At 47.1% G+C, this 20,900-nt stretch carries 17 protein-coding genes; 6 read left to right on the top strand and 11 right to left on the bottom strand.

From position 1 onward, the window contains the following. Positions 1 to 12: 12 nt before the first annotated feature. The 9 genes from LMJ53_RS07790 to fabB form a co-directional block, all read right to left on the bottom strand. Positions 13 to 501, bottom strand: coding sequence for a CvpA family protein (locus tag LMJ53_RS07790; RefSeq protein WP_226749780.1), 489 nt, complete (start codon positions 499 to 501; stop codon positions 13 to 15). A 128-nt stretch (positions 502 to 629) separates the two neighbouring features. Beyond that, positions 630 to 1,283 (bottom strand): SPOR domain-containing protein, encoded by a 654-nt coding sequence (locus tag LMJ53_RS07785; RefSeq protein WP_229585536.1) that lies wholly within the window; start codon positions 1,281 to 1,283, stop codon positions 630 to 632. A gap of 8 nt (positions 1,284 to 1,291) precedes the next feature. Further along, positions 1,292 to 2,569, bottom strand: coding sequence for a bifunctional tetrahydrofolate synthase/dihydrofolate synthase (gene folC, locus LMJ53_RS07780; protein WP_229585535.1), 1,278 nt, complete (start codon positions 2,567 to 2,569; stop codon positions 1,292 to 1,294). Between the two features lie 6 nt (positions 2,570 to 2,575). After that, on the bottom strand, positions 2,576 to 3,448 hold the full coding sequence (gene accD / locus LMJ53_RS07775) for an acetyl-CoA carboxylase, carboxyltransferase subunit beta (protein ID WP_226749777.1): 873 nt from the start codon (positions 3,446 to 3,448) through the stop codon (positions 2,576 to 2,578). A 151-nt stretch (positions 3,449 to 3,599) separates the two neighbouring features. Then, a complete protein-coding gene (gene truA / locus LMJ53_RS07770; RefSeq protein WP_226749776.1) occupies positions 3,600 to 4,388 on the bottom strand; it encodes a tRNA pseudouridine(38-40) synthase TruA in 789 nt (262 codons plus the stop codon). Between the two features lie 51 nt (positions 4,389 to 4,439). Further along, positions 4,440 to 7,985 (bottom strand): FimV/HubP family polar landmark protein, encoded by a 3,546-nt coding sequence (locus LMJ53_RS07765; RefSeq protein ID WP_229585534.1) that lies wholly within the window; start codon positions 7,983 to 7,985, stop codon positions 4,440 to 4,442. A gap of 225 nt (positions 7,986 to 8,210) precedes the next feature. Beyond that, the gene (locus tag LMJ53_RS07760; protein WP_229585533.1) at positions 8,211 to 9,230 is read right to left on the bottom strand and encodes an aspartate-semialdehyde dehydrogenase; all 1,020 of its coding nucleotides are present in this window, start codon (positions 9,228 to 9,230) and stop codon (positions 8,211 to 8,213) included. A 13-nt stretch (positions 9,231 to 9,243) separates the two neighbouring features. Continuing rightward, the gene (locus LMJ53_RS07755) at positions 9,244 to 10,359 is read right to left on the bottom strand and encodes a 4-phosphoerythronate dehydrogenase (protein WP_229585532.1); all 1,116 of its coding nucleotides are present in this window, start codon (positions 10,357 to 10,359) and stop codon (positions 9,244 to 9,246) included. Between the two features lie 100 nt (positions 10,360 to 10,459). Next, positions 10,460 to 11,680, bottom strand: a complete 1,221-nt coding sequence (gene fabB, locus LMJ53_RS07750; protein WP_229585531.1) for a beta-ketoacyl-ACP synthase I — start codon at positions 11,678 to 11,680, stop codon at positions 10,460 to 10,462. A gap of 165 nt (positions 11,681 to 11,845) precedes the next feature. Here fabB and mnmC point away from each other — a divergent pair, with 165 nt between their 5' ends. The 3 genes from mnmC to LMJ53_RS07735 all read left to right on the top strand — a co-directional run bounded on the left by mnmC (position 11,846) and on the right by LMJ53_RS07735 (position 15,722). Beyond that, positions 11,846 to 13,732 (top strand): bifunctional tRNA (5-methylaminomethyl-2-thiouridine)(34)-methyltransferase MnmD/FAD-dependent 5-carboxymethylaminomethyl-2-thiouridine(34) oxidoreductase MnmC, encoded by a 1,887-nt coding sequence (mnmC, locus tag LMJ53_RS07745; RefSeq protein ID WP_229585530.1) that lies wholly within the window; start codon positions 11,846 to 11,848, stop codon positions 13,730 to 13,732. Positions 13,733 to 13,910: 178 nt separating this feature from the next. Further along, a complete protein-coding gene (locus tag LMJ53_RS07740) occupies positions 13,911 to 15,239 on the top strand; it encodes an IS4 family transposase (protein WP_229585529.1) in 1,329 nt (442 codons plus the stop codon). A gap of 147 nt (positions 15,240 to 15,386) precedes the next feature. After that, entirely contained in the window at positions 15,387 to 15,722 is a 336-nt protein-coding gene (locus LMJ53_RS07735; RefSeq protein WP_229585528.1) for a hypothetical protein, read from the top strand. A gap of 7 nt (positions 15,723 to 15,729) precedes the next feature. On the opposite strand, the gene LMJ53_RS07730 is transcribed toward LMJ53_RS07735, so the two are convergent. Next, positions 15,730 to 16,611 (bottom strand): flagellar protein MotY, encoded by an 882-nt coding sequence (locus LMJ53_RS07730; RefSeq protein WP_229585527.1) that lies wholly within the window; start codon positions 16,609 to 16,611, stop codon positions 15,730 to 15,732. 180 nt (positions 16,612 to 16,791) lie between these two features. Here LMJ53_RS07730 and rnt point away from each other — a divergent pair, with 180 nt between their 5' ends. After that, on the top strand, positions 16,792 to 17,487 hold the full coding sequence (gene rnt, locus LMJ53_RS07725; protein WP_229585526.1) for a ribonuclease T: 696 nt from the start codon (positions 16,792 to 16,794) through the stop codon (positions 17,485 to 17,487). Between the two features lie 102 nt (positions 17,488 to 17,589). Here rnt and grxD read toward each other — a convergent pair whose 3' ends face one another. Further along, positions 17,590 to 17,928 carry a Grx4 family monothiol glutaredoxin gene (gene grxD / locus LMJ53_RS07720; RefSeq protein ID WP_229585549.1) on the bottom strand — a complete coding sequence of 113 codons (339 nt, stop codon included), beginning with the start codon at positions 17,926 to 17,928 and terminating at the stop codon, positions 17,590 to 17,592. Between the two features lie 227 nt (positions 17,929 to 18,155). Between grxD and sodB the strand changes: the two genes are divergently transcribed. Next, positions 18,156 to 18,740, top strand: a complete 585-nt coding sequence (gene sodB / locus LMJ53_RS07715) for a superoxide dismutase [Fe] (RefSeq protein WP_229585525.1) — start codon at positions 18,156 to 18,158, stop codon at positions 18,738 to 18,740. A gap of 234 nt (positions 18,741 to 18,974) precedes the next feature. After that, a complete protein-coding gene (locus LMJ53_RS07710; protein WP_229585524.1) occupies positions 18,975 to 20,897 on the top strand; it encodes a PrkA family serine protein kinase in 1,923 nt (640 codons plus the stop codon). Positions 20,898 to 20,900: the final 3 nt, after the last annotated feature.

Genomic DNA, 20,900 nt, shown 5'->3' with positions numbered 1-20,900 from the left:
TTTCCTCGCCGGCTATGGCTTTTGCATAAAACTAGAACGGCTTTGCAGATATTCGAAAAACCATTCAATAATAAAACCAAACTCAGGGATCAAGCTAGATTGGCTCCACCAATCAGCCGCCGCCGCAGGAGTAAAGGCGTCAATAAAAAATAATACGGCACTGACCACTAACACACCGCGCAACGCACCAAATACCAGCCCAAGCAACCTATCTGTGCCAGATAAGCCGGTAGACTGGACGAGTTTGCCAACGACATAGTTGATCAGCGCGCCCACAATAAGCGCACAAATAAATAGAATGGCAATAGCTGAAGCATTACGCAGCGTGGGTTCAGAAATATTTGTGAAAAAACTGGCTAGATGGGGGTAATACGAGCTGGCAATAAAGAAAGCCGCGATCCATACGGTCAAGGAAATAGCTTCTTTTACAAAGCCTCGGACCAGACTGATCACAGCGGAGAGAGCTATGACCGCCAAGATGACAAAATCAACCCAACTCATTTGCTACCAAAGGTTGCCTAACGACGGGGCGCATTCTAACAAATTGCCGACCCAAATAGCTAGGGAATGTTCATAAACAAGTGATCCGTTTGTTTATTACAAACGGAAACAGCTCGTGTCGATCAAACTCAGTTGATTTCCGTAGGTTGATAATTACTGATCGTCAGCTTTGCAATACCGGTTAATTGTTGCAGCTTACCCAGACCTTGCTCTAGACGCTCGCGTCGCACTTCAGGGCCAACAAAAACACTGGTTAACGGCTGGCCATTGCTGTTAGTAATGCTGCGGGTAAAGGTGGCAAAACCGGCTTGTCTTAATTTTGCTTCTAACGCACTGGCGTTTTGCGGATTACTAAAACTACCGACTCGTACCACCCATGCAGCTTGATTAAGCGCTACGGCCGTTTTCGTTGGCGTTGTGCTTGGGGTAGCTTCAACAACTTTAGTGGGCGTAGCGACTTTTTCAGTTTCTGTTGCGCCGGCGGTAACTTGGGCATATTGTTGCGAGGGTAAGTTAGCACTGTCACTGCTATTATCAGCGTCATCCAAGACATCGGCATCGTCTATCGGCTGGCTGTTAGCGGCTTGTTGTTTGGCCGCAAACTCATCATCAGGAAACGGCTGAACCTGTTGTACACCAACGAATTCTGGGCGATCGGGAATGACTTTAAAATCATCTTTGACGACTTGTTTTTCACCATCGAGTAAATCTGGCAAAAAGATAATGCCGGCCAACACCAAAATACTGGTACCCAATAACCGATGTTTAAATTTTGCTATCATTGCCCCTCCTACTGAAGCGCCAATACCGCAGAAACGGTAACAAAAGAGCCGAAAATAACCAAGAGATCCGTAGGCTGCAAGGTACTGACGATAGCCTGATACGCCTGAGCAACAGAGTCATGCTCAATAGCGTTAGATGCACTGGCCTGATCGACACTGGCCAATGCCTGCTGTAATTGCGTACTGCTAGCGCCGCGGTTACCCGGTAAGCTAACAAGATGCCATTGCGTCACACAAGACGTCAAGGGCTGTAATGCTTGGCGCATGTCTTTGTCTTTTAACATGCCAACTAAGGCAATAATTTGCCGATAGCGCGGCTGTAATAATTGTAACTGCGTCGCTAAATAAGCCGCCGATTGCGGATTATGCGCTACATCTAACAAAATAGTTGGGTTTTGTTGCAACTGTTGCATACGCCCGGGCAAGGTTAACGTGCTTAAGCTGTGCTTTAACACGGTTTCGTTTGGCAGCTGCCCTAATTGTTCTAACACCGCTAAACTGGTGGCAACGTTTTGTACTGGCACTTGTGGTAAGGGTAAGTCACTAAACTGCTGTTGGTAGCCTTGCCAATGCCATTGCTGTGCACTAACTTGATAATGAAAGTCGCTACCAACTTGTTTAAATAAGGCACCGAGCGCGGTGGCCACCTCATTCAAACTTGCTGGAGGCAATAACTCGCCGGAAATAGCCACTTTACCCGAACGAAACACGCCGGCTTTCTCTCGACCAATACTTTCACGATCTGGGCCAAGCCAATCTTGATGGTCTAAATCAATTGTGGTGATGACGCTGATAGTCGGTTCGACAATATTTGTTGCATCTAAACGCCCACCTAGCCCAACCTCAATTAAACAGTAATCGGGTTGCTGAGCACGTAAAATGGCAAAAGCCACCAAGGTCGTAAACTCAAAATAACTTAAAGGAACATCCAGCCGTAATTGCTCAACTAACTGAAAAGCGGCCAGCCAATCGGCATCAACCACATCGGTACCATTGAGGCGTAAGCGTTCATTAAACTGCAGTAAATGCGGTGAGCTGTAAACACCGACCGTAAAACCTTGGGCCAGCAGCAAGTGCTCTAAGGTACGAGCGGTGGTACCTTTACCATTGGTACCGGCTATCAACACAACCTTTCCAGGCAGTTGTGCTAAATTACCGCGAGCAGCCACTTGCCGCACACGATCTAAGCCAAGCTCAATTTTATCAATCGGATGACTTTGCTCTATATAACAAAGCCAATCGGCCAGGGTTTGGCACGATTGGCTATTTAATTGTTGGACCGACATAAATCCCTAGGATGCATCACGCTCCGCCACTGGCGCAGGTAGTCGCATAAACTTAGCCATAAGTCGGGCAATTGTATCGCGCATTTCACGGCGGTCAACAATCATATCAATTGCACCGTGTTCTAATAGGAATTCACTACGTTGGAAGCCTTCTGGCAGCTTTTCACGAACGGTTTGCTCAATAACCCGAGGACCGGCAAAACCGATTAACGCTTTAGGTTCACCGATGTTGATATCGCCCAGCATCGCTAAACTGGCAGACACACCACCCATAGTTGGATCAGTTAATACCGAGATATAAGGCAAGCCTTGCTCGCTCATTTTCGCTAATGCCGCACTGGTTTTCGCCATTTGCATTAAAGAAAATAAGGCCTCTTGCATGCGAGCGCCGCCACTGGCAGAGAAACAAACAAAAGGGACTTTATGCTTTAAAGCATATTCGACACCGGCAACAAACTTGGCACCAACTACCGACGCCATGGAGCCACCCATAAACTCAAATTCAAAGGCTGCGGCAACAATAGGGTTACCGTGCAAGGTGCCATGCATGACAACCATCGCATCTTTTTCATTAGTGGCTTTCTGGGCAGCAACAATACGATCTTTGTAGCGTTTGCTGTCTTTAAATTTTAGCAGATCTTGTGGTTCAAGCTCAGCGGCTAACTCATGAGTGCTGCTCGCATCAAAAAAACTTTGTAAACGCGCACGAGCCGATACACGCATATGGTGATCGCATTTAGGACAGACACCTAGATTGCGGTCTAGATCCGCTTTATACAGCACCGCGTCGCAAGAAGTACATTTAGTCCAGACACCTTCTGGAATATTGCGGCGACCAGAAGACGATGTTCTAGGTAGAATCTTTTCTAACCAACTCATAGAGGTTTCCTAATCTGTCATAGTCGATAACACAGGGCTAACGACGGAAAAATACGTTAAAAACACTGATATAGCGTAAATGCAGCTATTAAAACACATATTGAGTACTGTCGAATACAGAAAACTGGTCTTAGTAGTCAGTGCTATCTGCCTAGGTAGCCGGTAAAAACAGCGGCCCTAGTGCCACTTTCGGGATCGCAAACTGCTCAGGGTAATCGACTTCGACTAAATACAAACCACCCGGCTTCGCCGTTGCAGCAGCAAGATTACGATCTTTACTGGCTAACAATTCAGCTAACCAGCTTACAGGGCGGCGGCCCATACCAATTTCCAATAAACTGCCGGTAATATTACGCACCATATGATGCAAAAAGGCATTGGCTTTAATGTCTATGACAATGAAATCGCCTATTCGTGCGATTCGCAGGTGATGCACATTTCGAAACGGCGTATTTGATTGGCACTGCATAGCGCGAAAAGCGCTAAAATCTTGTTCGCCCAGCAAGGCAGGTGCCGCTTGCTGCATTAAGGCTATATCAAGATCTTGATGGTAATGACTCAAACCCGCCCGCAAAATGGCCGGTCGATATTTATGATTATAGATGACATAACGATAACGACGCGCCGTTGCGCTAAAACGGGCATGAAAATCATCAGGAACCTCTTTGGCCCAGCGCACAGCAATTTGATCAGGTAGCTGAGCATTAGTACCCATCACCCAGGCTTTCATATCGCGATCAGCACTGCAATCAAAATGCACGACTTGACCGGTAGCATGCACACCGGCATCGGTGCGACCAGCACAAAATAATTCAATCGGCTGATTAGCCACCTTGGCTAATGCCTGTTCCACTTCTTGTTGCACGCTGTTGACTTCGCGCTGACGCTGCCAGCCATAAAAGCTGGCACCATCATACTCAATACCTAACGCAATTCGCATCACTGGCCCTCTGTTAACTGCGCGGATTATAACGCAGCTAACCGATTATACCTACTCTGCTCTGAGCGCTTTCACTTCAGCTTTTATGTGTTCAGGCGCGTTGGAAGTGAGGATTTCTTCAATCAGCAGTTCTGCACTTTCGGCTTCATCCATTTCTAAGTAAGCGCGAATCAAATCCAGTTTGCCGGCAAAACCTTCATCTTCTTTATCAACGTCCATCTTAGTATGTTCGCCAATAATACCGGCATAATCCTCTAAGCCAACATCCACATTTAATTGATTGAAACGCTGCTCATCTTCATCAGCATGCTCCATGGCAGATAACAAATTATCAATTTCGACAAAGTCATCATCTGAAATGGCCGGCTCATCGCTGATCTCCGCGGCTGTAGATTCGGCATTAGGAATAGCTAAAGCATCGTTAGCCAGCTCAACATCGTTATCTGCTTGGGTAACGTTTTCATCTACCGCTAACTCATTTAATAACGAATCGAACTGACTGTCTTCCAGCTCGGTTAGGTTAAATTCCTCTGGGCTGAGTTCTGGGATAGCATCTTCGTCTTCGTTTTCACTCTGCTCAGCTAAGGCTGCAGCTAATTCTTCATCGCTGAATTCTGCAGCAGACTCATTGGTTAATTGCTCAATTTGCTCGGCAAGCTGACTAAACTCATCGTCATCCGCAGTATCGTCTGACATGGCTAATTCAGGATAGCTGTCCAGTACTTTACTGGGGTTTTCTACAGACAGTGCTGCTTCTGAAGGGCGCGTGACCGAATTATCTTCATCTGAAGCTAAGTCTAGTGATAATTCTGCATCGCCTTCTGGCTCGGCATCACTCTCTAAAGCGACATCAGGGAAATGCTCTGACGATTCCGCTGTTAAAGCATTGTCATCCGCCTCTTCGTCAGCCGATGTGTCGGGTAGGGTTGGTTCTGCCGCAGTTTCATCAGTATCCGTTGTCGCAGCATCATTAAGCGCTGTGGGTTCAGGCTGATCTGCTAAATCATCGGCAGTCGCGTCATCAGGTTCAGTTAATAAGTTCGTAAGATTATGGCTAAACTCGTCTTCTGCCGTTAGCGTCTGGGCAATATCAGACTCCGCGTCTTCGTTCAGCAAATCGGCTATCTGCTGCGCGGATGCCGCGTGCTCTGTGGCTTTTCGAGCAGCGCTGCTTTCGCTGCTATCAGCGGCGGTCTGCTCATTCAGCTGCTCGTCGACAGCAGGTAATGCGGTGTCTTGGGCTAGGCTTAGTTCGTCACTTAACTGCTCAGCAGCGGCGAGCGCCAAGGCTTCATCAAGCTTGGGCTCATCGTCTATTAACGCATCGTCTGCTGCCAAATCGGCTACGTCATCAAGTTCGGGCTCATCGTCAATTAATGCATCATCAGCTGCCAGATCGAGTGCATCATCAAGCTCGGGTTCATCATCAATTAACGCATCGTCTGCTGCCAAATCGGCTACATCATCAAGTTCGGGTTCATCGTCAATCAACGCATCGTCTGCTGCCAAATCGGCTACGTCATCAAGCTCGGGCTTATCATCAATTAACGCATCGTCTGCTGCCAAATCGGCTACGTCATCAAGTTCGGGCTCATCATCAATTAACGCATCGACTGCTGCCAAATCGGCTACGTCATCAAGCTCGGGCTCATCATCAATTAACGCATCGTCTAATGCTAGATCGGTTTCTTCAGGCAGCTCAAACTCTGTCACTAACTCATCATCAGCCGCCTGCTCAGTAATAACGTCATCAACGTCGTCTTGTGCAGCGGTGTCGATTAAATCCATGTCATCGAGCGCTTCACTGGTTAATTCATCGACATCCGCATCGCGGACCTCAGGGGCTGTCGCTTGTGATTGCTCCGCTGCCGCTTGCTCTAAGATATCATCAAGCTCGGCATTCAATTGCTCTTCATCTGCAGACAAGCTGTCTGCATCTTCCGCTTCAATGGATTCTGCAGCCAACTGCTCGGCAAAGTCATCTAAATCAGAATTATCAAAACGGGCTTCTGAGGCTAATAAACGTTCGCGCTCATTATCTAACAGTAACTCGTCAATATCATCAGCATCGAGTTCGTCTGTTGCGGCATCGATTGCCTCGTCAGCAGACCTATCCAACACATCGTCAATCAGCTCTGCGGGTTCGTCTAGCTCATCATCCATTGTCGGCATGGTAGCGTCTGGTTCATCGTCAGGCAGCTCAACTTCAATTTCTTCAATATGATCGTCAAAATCATCTGCTGTCTCACGCTCTGGCGTAGTAGGTTCTGCGGCTAACTGAGCTGTTTCTGCCTCACTCGGATCCGCTAACTCAATAACCTCATCGTCATCATCATCAGCCATTAATAAGGCCGATAAATCCGTATCCGACAAAATATTATCCGGGTCGAAATTTAATTCTTCCGCGCCTTCTAATTGAATATCGTGTTCTTCCCGCACCGGCGTTACAGGATCTAAGGCGTCGTCATCAACATCTAAACGATCATCATCCATGCCATCTAACATGTCCGTGCGCAGTGGATCTGGCTCAACTAACTCGTTAATTAAAATATCGTCACTGAAATCCGGTAATGTATCATCTTCAAGGCTATCATCCAGGGCACTGACAGCACTTGGGCTGGCTTCATCAAAATCGTTACTAAACAGATCGTCATCCATATCGAGCAGGCTTTCGTCAAAATCCTGACTATTGTCGATAGGTGGCACCGGTGATTTATAACCTGCCGAGGTCTGCGGCTCTTTGATCGCATTCGCTACCGCTTCTTCGGTTTGCCGCCCAAGCCGTTTAACCCAAGCGATAAAGCCCATCAATAACAAAATAGCAGGTAACGACGCAGCAAGCGCCCACGTAATAGGATTATTAAGCCAGTTGGAGGCTTCTGCTTCAGCTGCGGCGGCGGCGAGTTGCGCCGCTTCTTCCGCTTCGCGTCGGGCTTGTTGCTCTGCCAAGATTTGCTGCTGTTGCTGCAGCAACTGATTAAGCTGCTGTTGTAATAAACTGTCTTCGGCTAATTGCGCCTTTAAGCCTTCAAGCTCTTGCTCTACCCGTCCTAGCGAGCCACGTAATTGCTGGTTTTCCAGCGCAATGCCTTCAATAAGTTGAATAGAGTCTTGATACTGATCTTTTAAAGCATTTAGCTCTGCGGCGGTTTGTTGCTGCACCACATTAGGCTTATTGGCTTTTTCGCGGGCTTTAGCGCGTGCCGCGGCATCACGCGCGACTTTTTTCGCCCACTCAGCATCATCGCTATCCGCTTTACGCCGAGCGACTTCGGGATCAACCAAACGAATTTCACGCAACTCAGGGACAATTAAGATGGCACCAGGCCGTAAATGATTGAAGTTGGCGTCATTAAACGCGCCAGGGTTTTTCATGAAAAGTGCGTACATCACTTGGAATGTGGTCACACTGTCGCTAGGTTTGACCTGCTCGGCGATACGCCACAGAGTGTCGCTGGGCGTTAAAGGGCCAAATTGCTTTTGCAATAGCACACTATCCGCGTTTTTCGGGCCACGGATCTGCGTCGGCGCAGACTGAGCCAGCACCATCGACGAAAAATTGACTAACAGCAAAAGTAAAATTATACGAACAGGCATCAGGATTCCTTAGCCGAGCACCTAGACTCACGTTAAAGCAAAATCATATGATAATGTTATGCAAGCAGTGTTCCATTATTACTGCTGCTGACTCAACAAATATAATGCAGTTAGCTTCGGCTTACCAGTAAATAGCAACAAGCACTGCTGTTTACCGCCATAAATAACACAGAGCGCCCTAAGGCGCCCTGTGATTTGTGACCTAATTAACCCGCCAAAACGGCGTTATAAATAATCACGAATTAAGTGCTCAGCAATTTGAATACTGTTGGTGGCAGCACCTTTGCGAATATTATCCGCCACAACCCACAAGTTTATGCCGTTTTCATGCGTAATATCTTGCCGTATGCGCCCAACAAACACCTCATCTTTGCCTGTTGCGTTACTGACCTGCGTTGGAAAATCAGCGTTATTTTCAAATAACACCACGCCAGGGGCATCCGCTAAGAGCACTTTAACTTGCTCAACGGTAATCGGCATCCGCGTTTCTATATGTATCGCTTCAGCATGACCAAAAAACACCGGCACTCGCACCGCTGTTGCATTAACACCAATGCTGTTATCACCAAGAATTTTTTGTGTTTCCCAGTGCATTTTCATTTCTTCTTTGGTGTAACCGTTATCCATAAACACATCAATTTGCGGGATCACGTTAAAAGCGATTTGCCGAGCGAAATGGCCCCCCTCTTCTAAAGGCCGACCATTTAATAACTGCGCCGTTTCTTGGGCTAAAGCTTCAACTGCCGCTTGGCCAGCACCGCTTACCGATTGATAAGTCGCCACATTAATACGGCTGATCCCCACGGCATCATGAATGGGCTTTAAAGCGACCAACATTTGGATCGTAGAGCAGTTTGGGTTAGCAATAATATTACGATTACGATAATCAGCAATGGCTTCTGGGTTCACTTCAGGCACCACTAACGGAATATCCGCTTCATATCGATAGTGTGAGGTGTTATCAATCACCACACAGCCTGCATCTGCGGCTTTTGGCGCATAAATAGCTGACACGCTACCACCGGCTGAAAACAAACCAATTTGAGCTTGGCTCCAATCAAAGGTATCCGCATCTAGCACAGTAATTTTTTTGCCTTTAAAGGTAACAGAGCCACCGGCAGAGCGGCTGCTTGCTAAAGGAAATAGCTGGGCAACAGGGAAATCGCGCTGCTCTAATATTTCAATTAAATGTTGGCCTACCAAGCCCGTCGCGCCTAGGACTGCGACATTATATTGTGACGCCATCTGATGCATCCTCTTAAATCTGACTATTAAAGCCCAATTGGCCAAGCCAGGCCGGTACGGCCTGACCGACAAGCTGCAGCGCGCTGTATTCGCGCCGTGCGGGATATGACTTTCTTAGCCAGTCAAACCCATGTTGTTGCAGGTGTTGCCGCAATAAAGCGTCATCACGCCGCACATCATATAACATTCTTGCGACACTTTGGACATCCGGAAGCCCAAAATTAGCAGAAATTTGTAATTTTTCTACAGCAGGCCGAGGTAACAAGGCCGCTAACGCGATTTCTGGCGTGACTCCCAGTAACTCACAACAGCGTTGATACAACATTTCAGTGCCGCGCGCTTTACCTTCAACACTGTGACCAGCAATATGCGCGGTTGCGATATCACAGTAAGGCAATAACGCTTGCAGAATATCAGGTTCTTGCTCCCATACATCGAGGACCAAAGGGCGACGATGCTGTTGCTGTGCCGCTAATAACGCTTGGTTATCAATAACCCCGCCGCGAGAGGCGTTAATCAAGGCACAGTGCGGTTTTAAACTGGCTAGCGTGGCATCATTAAACAGGTGCCAGGTAGCATTGGGCCCTTGTTTTTGCATGGGGGTATGCAGGCTAACAATATCGGCTTGCTGACAGAGTGATGTAAAGTCGGTGTGTGGAAAATCCGGCTCTTGCGCTGCACGTATTGGATCACAAAGTAAAACCGGGATCCGTAAAGCACTTAACGCCTGCGCTAAGCGCCCACCGATATTGCCTACGCCAACAATACCGACCGTTTTATCGGTTAACTGCCATTGATAACGCTCGGCTAAACACCAAATACTGCTGAGCACATATTCCACTACCGACTGTGCATTACAGCCCGGTGCAGCACTAAACGCAATATTTTGACGCTGCAAGTAAGCCTGATCAATATGATCTGTGCCAATCGTCGCGGTACCCACAAAACGCAACTGCTGATTGTCAGCGAGTAGCGTAGGCCCTACTGGCGTGACTGAACGCACTAACAAAATATCTGCCTGACTCAGTTGTACAGCCGTGACCTTGCGCCCATCAAAGGTTGTGACCTCGCCTAACTGCGAAAAAAACTCATGCACTAACGGCATATTTTCATCAGCATAAATCTGCATTCATCGGCACTCCACTGGTTTTGACGTTAAGTGTAACAAAATTACACCGCTAACAAAGCAAAAGGCGCCATCAAGGCGCCTTTTAAATCAACCTATTAGCTTATTTTGCGTCGTTATAACGCTGTAACACTAAGGTCGCATTGGTGCCACCGAAACCAAAACTGTTCGACATCACCGTATTTAATACTGCATCACGTGCTTGAGTCACGATATCTAAACCTTTGGCCGCATCATCTAATTCACCAATGTTGATCGATGGGGCAATAAAGTTATGCTGTAGCATCAGCATAGAATAGATGGCTTCGTGCACACCGGCAGCGCCTAAAGCATGGCCTGTCATGGCTTTAGTTGCACTAATAGCAGGCGTTTTACCGGCAAAGACTTCTTGGATCGCGCCTAACTCTTTGACATCTCCGACTGGAGTACTGGTGCCGTGAGTATTCACATAATCAATGGGTGCGCTAACATCTTGCATCGCCATCTGCATACAGCGAATGGCGCCTTCACCACTGGGGGCAACCATGTCATAGCCATCTGAAGTAGCACCATAGCCGACGATTTCAGCATAAATGGTCGCGCCACGCGCTAGCGCATGCTCTAATTCTTCAACCACCACAATACCGCCGCCGCCGCTGATCACAAAACCGTCACGGTTAGCATCGTAGGTGCGCGACGCAAGTTCTGGCGTATCATTGTAACGAGAAGATAAAGCGCCCATGGCATCGAATTCCATCGCCAGTGTCCAATGCACTTCTTCACCACCACCGGCAAACACGATATCTTGTTTACCCAGTTGGATCAGCTCCATGGCATGGCCAATACAGTGCGCGCTAGTAGCACAAGCTGAACTGATGGAATAGTTAACGCCTTTAATTTTAAATGGCGTAGCTAAACAGGCTGAACAGGTACTCGACATGGTTTTAGGGACAGCATAAGGACCAACGCGCTTAACGCCTTTTTCCCGTAAAATATCCGCCGCTTCAACCTGTGTTTTAGAAGAAGCACCGCCAGAGCCGACGACTAAGCCGACGCGAGGATCTGAGATTTGCTCTAAACTTAAACCGGCATCTTCCATCGCTTCTTGCATGGCAATGTAAGAATATGCTGCAGCATCGCCCATAAAACGCATCGCTTTGCGGTCAATCAGGGTGGCAGGATCCAACTTAATGTCGCCCCACACTTGTGAGCGTAATCCCAGTGTAGCAAACTCTTCCGCCCGGCTAATGCCAGACTTGCCCGCTTTTAACGCGGCTAATACTTCTGCTTTATTGTTACCAATACTGGATACAATACCTAAACCGGTGATTACGGCTCTTTTCATTCTGTCTCCTAGACCTATTTATTTAGGCTCATTAAAAATTTGCGTCTTATTCTACGGCTTTTCCGCAAAAAACTGGTCTGCTTTCAGCGAACAGTTGTACTCTGTTTTCAATTTTGCTTGAGCCTGAGGTAAACTACAAGTTGAATTTTCTGCACAGGCTCCACCATGCAACCTTTATCCAACGCTCGCATTCATTTTAATCAGCAAGGCGCCCCCGTTGCCAGCGACTTCGAAGATATCTATTTTTCTGATGAAGGCGGCCTTGGCGAAACAGATTACGTGTTTTTACAGCAAAATGGCTTACCCGAACGCTGGTTACAACAGAGTAAAACGTATTTTCATGTGCTGGAAACAGGTTTTGGTACAGGTGCCAATTTTTTAGTTTGTTGGCAACGTTTTCAGCAATTTCGAGCCCAAAATCCAAGCGCACCCTGTCAGCGTTTATATTTTAGTAGCGTGGAAAAATTTCCGATCAGTGCCACCGATCTGCAAAAGGCACTGGCTTGTCATCACGAGTTAGCCGAATTTAGCCAAGCATTATTAGAAGCTTACCCGCCTGCGGTTGCAGGATGTCATCGCTTAGTGTTTGCTGAGGGCCAGGTTATTTTGGATTTATGGCTAGGTGACGCTAATGATTTATTACCCCAATTCCCGACAGACCATCAGGTTGATGCCATCTTCTTAGATGGTTTTGCGCCCTCGAAAAACCCTGAAATGTGGCAAGTCAGCTTATTTGAGCAACTCTTTCGGTTAGCCGCTCCTAAATGCACACTGGCCACCTTTACCTGTGCGGGCATTGTAAAACGCGGCCTACAACAAGCGGGCTTTCAGATTAAAAAAGTTAAAGGCTATGGCCGTAAACGCGAAATGCTCACCGCCAGTGTACCGGCAGAGCACCAGCTAGAAAAAGCCCACAGCATAAGCCAGCGAACGGCTGCCATTAGTCATATCACCATTATTGGTGGCGGTTTGGCAGCACTTTGCAGCGCAGCCGCTTTACTAAAGCGCGGTATCAAGGTGCAATTACTTTGTGCGGATGCGGATGTGGCACAGCGTGCCTCGCACAATCGTCAAGGCGCGCTTTATCCCAACTTAACAGTACAACCGACGGCCGCCTCGTTGCTGCACTGCCACGCCTTTCATTATGCCAAACAGTTTTATCAGCATTATCATGCTATCGGCTTAGACTTTCCATTGCAGTTTTGCGGCATGCTTCATCTCGCTACCACAGCGCATTTAGCCACGCGCCAGCAAAAAATGGCCGCGAAGGCGAGCTGGCCAAATAACCTGGTCAATTTTGTCGATGCCGCAGAGGCATCAAGCCTGGCCGGCATCGCCTTGCAGCACAGCGGCATATTCTTGCCAGCAGCAGGCTGGCTGGGCCCTCAAGCATTTTGCCAAGCGTTGCTGGCTCATTTGCAGCAACAACAGGGGTTTGAAGTGCGATTTAATTGCCATGTCACGGCTTTACACCCCTTGGCAACAGGCTGGCAAATCGAAACGGCAGAGCATACTTTTAACGCCGAGCATTTGCTGGTGGCAACCGGTGCCGATATTGGTCAGCTCGCACCACTGGCCGCATTACCCGTTAATCGTGTCCGGGGGCAAGTGAGTCATGTGCAGGCACCAGAGATCAGTCCGTTACGCACGGTGATCTGTCATAAAGGCTATCTCACGCCGGCTTGGCAAGGCGAGCACAGTGTCGGCGCAACCTTTGACCGTGATGGTCAGATCGCTCAAACAACCACAGAAGATGATCAGCAAAACATTGCCGAGTTACAACAGCAACTGGGGCAACCCGCTTGGAGTTCCGCCATAACGGCCATTTCAGCAAAGGCAGCCTTTCGCGCTACCGTACCTGATCGTTTACCTATAGTCGGTCAGATGGCGGCGCTGAAAAACCTATGGGTGATGACAGGTTTAGGGGCTCGAGGCTTATTATATGCACCGCTACTGGCGGAATTACTCGCCTGTCAGTTGTCGGCAGAACCGCTACCGCAGGGCAGCCATGCTATAGCACAACTGGCTGCTAATCGCTTTAACAAAGACTAGTATTGCAAGATAAAGCGAGTAAAGACGCTTTAGTTTAGCTTGGCCTAGGCGTCTGTGCATTAACATAAAAATACTCGCAACAGCCTAATGCCGATCAGTTAAGAACTTTTCAGATCGGTTGACCGATCCAGTGGTTGGTATATAAAGGCCTACAGAATAAACACTGTAGGCTTTTTTTATGCATATTGGTCAGGCTTTGGAAACGGTTTTAGTAAATAGTCACAACGTTAATGTTGAAAGTTTGTCAGATGTTTTAGACCCTGGACTTATTGAAACAGGGCTTAGTATTGCCGGTGTATCTACTATCAGAACTCGCCGTATACCAATGGAGCAGATGGTATGGGCAGTATTGGGGATGGCTCTGTTTCGTAATATGTCCATAAAACAGCTTGTATCTCAGATGGATATATTGCTGCCTGGCAAAGTACCTTATGTTGCGCCAAGTGCCATCGTCCAAGCCAGACAGCGCTTAGGCTACGAAGCGATAGAGCATATATTTAACCTCACCGCCGGACATTGGAATCAGCAAGCTGACCATCCCAATTGGTGCGGATTAACACTATTAGGTGTGGATGGTGTCGTGTTTCGAACCGAAGACACACCAGAGAACAGTGCCGCATTTGCCAGAACAAGGTCACAAACGGGTGAAGCCTGCTATCCGCAAATTCGAATGGTATGTCAGATGGAGTTAACGAGTCATCTGCTCACCGCCAGCCGGTTTGACAGTGTTGAGGCTAATGAAATGATTTTGGCTGAGGACTTAATCCCGCATACCAGTGATAACTCACTGACGTTATTCGATAAGGGGTTTTACTCACTAGGTTTGCTTTATAAATGGCAAAGTACTGGAAAGCAACGCCATTGGTTACTGCCATTAAAAAAGCATACGCAGTATGAAGTAATTCGCTCATTGGGCAAACAGGATCAACTGGTAAGATTGACCACAACGCCTCAGTCACGTAAGAAGTTCGCAGACTTACCGCATACAATTGAAGCGAGATTACTCACTAAAACCATTAAAGGCAAAGAAGTCAAAATACTCTGTTCTTTGGTAGATCCCATGCGTTTTCCTGCAGCTGACATTGTTGATTTGTACTCGACCCGCTGGGAAATCGAACTGGGTTTCAGGGAAATAAAGCAGTCAATGTTGCAGAATACCTACACACTGCGCTCAAGAAAACCAGATATGGTGAAACAAGAGCTGTGGGGAGTATTGCTGGCCTATAATTTGATCCGGTATCAGATGGTGCTTATGGCCGCTTCGTTAGGAAAAGATATCACGCCAAGTCAGCTGAGCTTCAAAGAATCAGCAAGTTACATCGTATTCCAGTTAGCGACATTACCCTACGTTTCGCCGGGAAGAGTTCCAAAAGTGGTGATGAATATTACCGAAATGGCGTCCTACTTCTTACTACCTGGACGCCGAGAGCGATGTTATCCTCGCTGCCTAAAGTCGAGTAAGCAGAAATACCCTGTCCGAAAGAAAAATGCCGGTCAGCTTAACTGACCGGCATTACGCAACAGCCTGTTTGCGCTCGCTAAACCCAGCCGCGCAGCAGGTACCACTGGAAATACTTCATCGCCAGTAGTAGTCAAAGCAGCGGAAACTTTGCTAAGGTTAATCAAGCTATTACTGATTAAACAAGGAAGCCTTATGAGAAGTTGGATTGTCACCTTAGGTTTGCTGCTCAGCGTCAGCGCAGGGCAATTAGCCGCTGCACCGGCTTTTCAGCAGATCCCGCTGCCAAATGATGCGCAAGAAATGGCCCGCCTAGAAACAAAGATGCCGGCGGTATTGCATTATTTTAGCCAACAAACTCAGCAAGACTTGTTGCTGTTTTATATCACCGCTTTAGGTGAGCCTAATCAGCAGAAAACCTTAGCAACGCAAAAGCAATTGTATTTCTTTCGCGAACAGCAGCAGATCCGCGTGGTGATTGCCGAGCGCAATGGCTGGCGTGAAGTGTCTGTGATGGTTCAGGGCCGCTAGGCCCTGCTTAAGGTTTTGCCATTTGTAACACGACACGACGGTTAACCGCCCGGCCTAATGAGGTTTCATTCGCGGCCACATGCCGACGCTCACCGAAACCTTCTATTTGTACTTTATCTTCAGTAACCCCAGCAGCAATGAAGAATTCTTTAATCTTTTCAGCCCGCTGCACCGACAATTGTTCGTTCATCCAACGTCCGCCATAGCTGTCGGTATAGCCTTGTAACTCTATCGATTCGATTTCACTGTCGTACTTAAGATATTCCGCTATCTGGGTTAAACGTCGACGAGATTCTCGGCTGAGTTGATCGCCGCCGCTCTCATAACTTAGTACCGTAAAGGCAATATCATCAAAGCTGTAAGGCAATAATGCTGCGATACAATGACTAAAGGCTTGGTATTGTGCGGGAAACTGCACTGGGTTTAACGCGGCCACCACTTTATCGTAAGGGCTGTACCAATCGGCGTAGTAGAACGTTGGGCTAAACCCCTGCTCTAATTCAGTGAGTAAGGTCCAAGCCACTTTTTTAGGCAGATCACCGTTAAATTGCTTTAACAGTTTCATACTGGCCACCGCTTTGGTTTTTTCACCCGCACGCCATTGCGGTGGTACCGACATCACTTCGGCGAGATCGTAATTATCTGGCAGGCGCAGCATGCTCAATTCAAAATCCATATTCAACGCTTTACCGGCTTGGCTACGAAAAATCGCTTTGCCAAAATTGGGGATCTCATGCTCTAGCTGACACTGCAATGGCGTATTTTTACTTAATAGCCAACTAGACTGCTCAATGCTGGCAGAATATTGACGCCATTGTGTCGACGCCGCCACACAGTTAAACGCAGTCAAACTCAGGCTAGTACAAAAAACATAGGCTAAAGCACGCATAGGCTTAGGTTAATCCCTTTAATTTATCGTTTAATCACAGCAAAAGACGCTTCTGTAGCATAATGTCAAACCGCGCCCTTTGAAAAACTAAGCAAGCATTGTGCCTAACACAAGACCTAAGCCGTATTTTTTGGCATAATAGCGCCATCTTTGGTAATTGACCTATCTGTGAACGCAACGATGCCCGCTCAAACCACTTCCTTATTGGCTCGCCGTTTTCGCGGTTACTACCCTGTAGTTATCGACATCGAAACCGCTGGCTTTAATGCTCAAACCGATGCCATGCTAGAAATTGCCGTAAATTTACTGACAATGGATGAAACGGGCCAACTGCTCCCGGGCGAAACGCTGCATTTTCATGTTGAGCCGTTTGAAGGCGCTAACCTTGATGCCAGCTCGTTAGCCTTTAATGGTATTGACCCTTTTAATCCGCTTCGTGGCGCGGTTAATGAACGCGAAGCCATTGGTGAGATCTGTAAAGCGGTACGCAAAGCCCAGAAAGCCGCAGGCTGCCAGCGCTCAGTTATTGTGGCGCACAACTCAGCGTTTGACCAAGGCTTTTTTAATGCCGCGATAAACCGGCTAAATTATAAACGCTCGCCGTTTCATGCTTTCGTTTCTTTTGATACCACCAGCTTAGCCGCGCTGGCGTTAGGCCAAACCGTATTAGCCAAAGCCTGTGCCCAAGCAGGTATAGCCTTTGATGCGAAAGAGGCTCATAGCGCCTTGTATGACACCGAACGTACCGCAGAATTATTTTGCTATATCGTCAATCGCTGGCAACAACTCGGTGGCTGGCCACTGGCTGACGCCTTAGCTGAAGAATCAACCGATGCTGAGAGTGAGGCCTTAACTGCGCCAACGGACGAAGCCTAAGAGTTAAGACGAAAGATGCAGAGGGATGTGGCAAAAGCAGGTGATTAGCCGCATCGCGAATAACATTGAAGCGGCCAACGAGGCCGCTTCGCATGCAGGCTATTATTCAGCGCTGGTTTCTTTTTGACGCGCGGCCGCGTCCTTGATCAACGGCTGTAATTCAGCACGTTGAAACATTTCTAATATGATATCGCAACCACCCACTAATTCACCTTCTACCCATAACTGTGGGAAAGTTGGCCAATTGGCGTATTTTGGTAATTCAGCCCGAATATCCGGGTGCAGCAGAATGTCCACAAAAGCAAATTGCTCACCGCAAGCTATCAGCGCTTGAGACGCCTGGGCAGAAAAACCACAGCTTGGGAATTTTGGTGATCCTTTCATAAATAACAGGATCGGGTTTTCAGCGATTTGCTGTTTGATTTTATCTAGCGTTTCCATAGTGTCCTCACGGTTTAACATGACTGTGTCAATATTTTACCCTGTATTAGGCCGCCAAGCACTTGAGTTTTTCAGAAAGAACCCAATATCTGCTAGACAGATAATAATGTCCCGGCAGCAGCCGAGTGGCAAAGCCCAATCGCTCAACGAATAAACTTGAGTATTTTAGTCAGGTTTTGTAGTCTAAGCGATGCAGACACATTTAACAACGTGAACGGAGAGCAACAATGGCCTTTGAATTACCAGCATTACCTTATGCGAAAGATGCGTTAGCCCCACATATTTCTGCGGAAACTTTGGAATACCACTACGGCAAGCATCACAATACCTACGTCGTAAAATTAAATGGTTTAGTTGAAGGCACACCTTATGCCACTCAATCGCTAGAAGAAATCATTCGTTCAAGTGAAGGCGGCGTATTTAACAACGCAGCCCAAGTTTGGAACCACACTTTCTATTGGCATTGCTTAGCGCCAAATGCTGGCGGCCAACCAAGCGGCGCATTAGCTGATGCCATCAATGCGAAATGGGGTTCGTTTGATGCCTTTAAAGCGGCATTCAACGACAAAGCCGTGAACAACTTCGGTTCAAGCTGGACTTGGTTAGTGAAAAAAGCTGATGGTAGTTTAGATATCGTCAACACCAGCAATGCTGGCACGCCAATCCAAGATGCGTCAGTGACACCGATCATCACTGTCGATCTGTGGGAACACGCTTACTATATCGATTACCGCAACGCACGCCCAACTTACTTAGACGCCTTCTGGGCCCTAGCTAACTGGAACTTCGCTGCAGAAAACTTCGCTAAATAATTTTTACGCAGTTTTTGCTCAATACCCAGCTTCGGCTGGGTATTTTTTTGTTTATGCTAATTACCGCCTCAGTACAAGCGTTGCATAAACTGTACAAGCTCGTGCAAAATCATTTTTGCTAAATAGGCTAATTTAAACAAAATTTCCTTACTTCTGCGCAAACCCTACGTTTAGTGTCTACCCTTAAAGTAACAGCTGATTGCAGTTTTCCCGATTATAGAGCTGGAGGGTTATATGAGCATATTCGAGCATTACAAAGCACGCTATGAAGCACACAAAGAGGAAGAGCTGACCATACAGGAGTATCTGGCGCTATGTAAAAAAGATAAAAGTTGCTATAGCAGCGCCGCGGAGCGCTTATTAATGGCGATTGGCGAACCCGAACTAATTGATACCTCGCAAGACACCCATCTCAGTCGATTATTCTCCAACCGCGTGATTGCTCGCTATCCGGCTTTTGCCGAATTTTATGGCATGGAAGATGCCATTGAGCAAATCGTTTCTTACCTGAAACATTCGGCGCAAGGTTTAGAAGAGCGCAAACAAATACTGTATTTATTAGGGCCTGTTGGCGGTGGTAAGTCGTCATTAGCTGAAAAACTTAAGCATTTAATGCAGCAAGTGCCGATTTACTATTTAAAAGGCTCTCCAGTACAGGATCATCCACTGTGTTTGTTTGATGTAGATGAAGACGGCGAGCTGTTACAAAAAGAATTTGGTATCTCAAAACGCTACCTACGCTCCATTATGTCACCTTGGGCCAGCAAGCGATTACATGAATTTAACGGTGATATCAGCCAATTCCGTGTGGTAAAACGCACGCCTTCGATTCTTGATCAGCTGGCTATCGCTAAAACCGAACCCGGCGATGAGAACAACCAAGATATTGCCGCACTGGTCGGTAAAGTAGACATTAGACAATTAGAACATTTCGCACAAAATGACCCCGATGCCTACAGCTATTCTGGCGCGCTATGCCGAGCTAATCAGGGTTTAATGGAATTTGTTGAAATGTTTAAAGCGCCTATTAAGGTGCTCCACCCGCTTCTTACTGCGACACAAGAAGGCAATTACAACGGTACCGAAGGCCTATCGGCACTGCCGTTTGATGGCATCATTTTAGCGCACAGTAATGAGTCAGAATGGCAAACCTTTCGCAACAACAAAAATAATGAGGCGTTTTTAGATCGGGTGTATATCGTCAAAGTGCCTTATTGTTTACGTGTTAGTGAAGAGCTAAAAATTTACCAAAAATTGTTAGAGCACAGCGAGCTGACTAAAGCACCCTGTGCACCTGGCACCTTGGCAGCGCTTGCCCAATTCGCCGTATTATCGCGGCTCAAAACCCCCGAAAACTCCAGTATCTATTCCAAGATGCGGGTCTATGATGGCGAAAGCTTAAAAGATACTGATCCTAAAGCAAAATCCTATCAAGAATACCGCGACTATGCCGGTATTGATGAAGGCATGACCGGTTTATCAACACGCTTTGCTTTTAAAATTCTTTCTCGGGTCTTCAACTTCGACAGTAGTGAAGTCGCGGCCAACCCAGTACATTTGTTTTATGTGTTAGAGCAGCAAATCGAGCGTGAGCAATTTCCTGCAGATACCGCTGAACGTTATTTAGAGCACTTAAAAGGGTTTCTAACGCCAAAATATGTCGAATTTATTGGTAAAGAAATCCAAACCGCTTACTTAGAGTCTTATTCCGAATACGGACAAAATATCTTTGATCGTTACGTCATTTATGCTGACTTCTGGATCCAAGATCAAGAGTATCGCGATCCTGAAACCGGTCAGTTATTTGACCGAGCAGCGTTAAATGCTGAGTTAGAAAAAATTGAGAAACCCGCAGGGATCAGTAACCCCAAAGATTTCCGTAATGAAATCGTTAACTTTGTCTTGCGCGCAAAAGCGAAAAATAATGGTAAAAATCCACTCTGGACCAGTTACGAAAAACTCCGCACCGTCATTGAAAAGAAAATGTTCTCGAGTACTGAAGAACTCTTACCCGTCATCTCGTTTAATGCCAAAACCAGTAACGACGATCAAAAGAAACACGATGACTTTGTTAACCGTATGATGGAGAAAGGGTATACCCGTAAACAAGTTCGGCTGTTGTCGGAGTGGTACTTGCGGGTTCGTAAATCTCAATAGCTT

The organism is Rheinheimera sp. UJ51 (genome assembly GCF_020819615.1).
Lineage (GTDB): Bacteria > Pseudomonadota > Gammaproteobacteria > Enterobacterales > Alteromonadaceae > Alishewanella > Alishewanella maricola.
This window is presented reverse-complemented; position numbering and strand designations above follow the sequence as displayed.

Bases quoted from the DNA above. Each gene is read 5' to 3' on its own strand.
- fabB (WP_229585531.1), bottom strand. From the start codon at position 11,680: ATGAAAAGAGCCGTAATCACCGGTTTAGGTATTGTATCCAGTATTGGT.
- LMJ53_RS07735 (WP_229585528.1), top strand. From the start codon at position 15,387: ATGAGAAGTTGGATTGTCACCTTAGGTTTGCTGCTCAGCGTCAGCGCA.
- LMJ53_RS07785 (WP_229585536.1), bottom strand. From the start codon at position 1,283: ATGATAGCAAAATTTAAACATCGGTTATTGGGTACCAGTATTTTGGTG.
- rnt (WP_229585526.1), top strand. From the start codon at position 16,792: ATGCCCGCTCAAACCACTTCCTTATTGGCTCGCCGTTTTCGCGGTTAC.
- LMJ53_RS07740 (WP_229585529.1), top strand. From the start codon at position 13,911: ATGCATATTGGTCAGGCTTTGGAAACGGTTTTAGTAAATAGTCACAAC.
- LMJ53_RS07755 (WP_229585532.1), bottom strand. From the start codon at position 10,359: ATGCAGATTTATGCTGATGAAAATATGCCGTTAGTGCATGAGTTTTTT.
- LMJ53_RS07730 (WP_229585527.1), bottom strand. From the start codon at position 16,611: ATGCGTGCTTTAGCCTATGTTTTTTGTACTAGCCTGAGTTTGACTGCG.
- LMJ53_RS07765 (WP_229585534.1), bottom strand. From the start codon at position 7,985: ATGCCTGTTCGTATAATTTTACTTTTGCTGTTAGTCAATTTTTCGTCG.
- mnmC (WP_229585530.1), top strand. From the start codon at position 11,846: ATGCAACCTTTATCCAACGCTCGCATTCATTTTAATCAGCAAGGCGCC.
- truA (WP_226749776.1), bottom strand. From the start codon at position 4,388: ATGCGAATTGCGTTAGGTATTGAGTATGATGGTGCCAGCTTTTATGGC.
- LMJ53_RS07760 (WP_229585533.1), bottom strand. From the start codon at position 9,230: ATGGCGTCACAATATAATGTCGCAGTCCTAGGCGCGACGGGCTTGGTA.
- sodB (WP_229585525.1), top strand. From the start codon at position 18,156: ATGGCCTTTGAATTACCAGCATTACCTTATGCGAAAGATGCGTTAGCC.
- LMJ53_RS07790 (WP_226749780.1), bottom strand. From the start codon at position 501: ATGAGTTGGGTTGATTTTGTCATCTTGGCGGTCATAGCTCTCTCCGCT.
- folC (WP_229585535.1), bottom strand. From the start codon at position 2,569: ATGTCGGTCCAACAATTAAATAGCCAATCGTGCCAAACCCTGGCCGAT.
- accD (WP_226749777.1), bottom strand. From the start codon at position 3,448: ATGAGTTGGTTAGAAAAGATTCTACCTAGAACATCGTCTTCTGGTCGC.
- LMJ53_RS07710 (WP_229585524.1), top strand. From the start codon at position 18,975: ATGAGCATATTCGAGCATTACAAAGCACGCTATGAAGCACACAAAGAG.
- grxD (WP_229585549.1), bottom strand. From the start codon at position 17,928: ATGGAAACGCTAGATAAAATCAAACAGCAAATCGCTGAAAACCCGATC.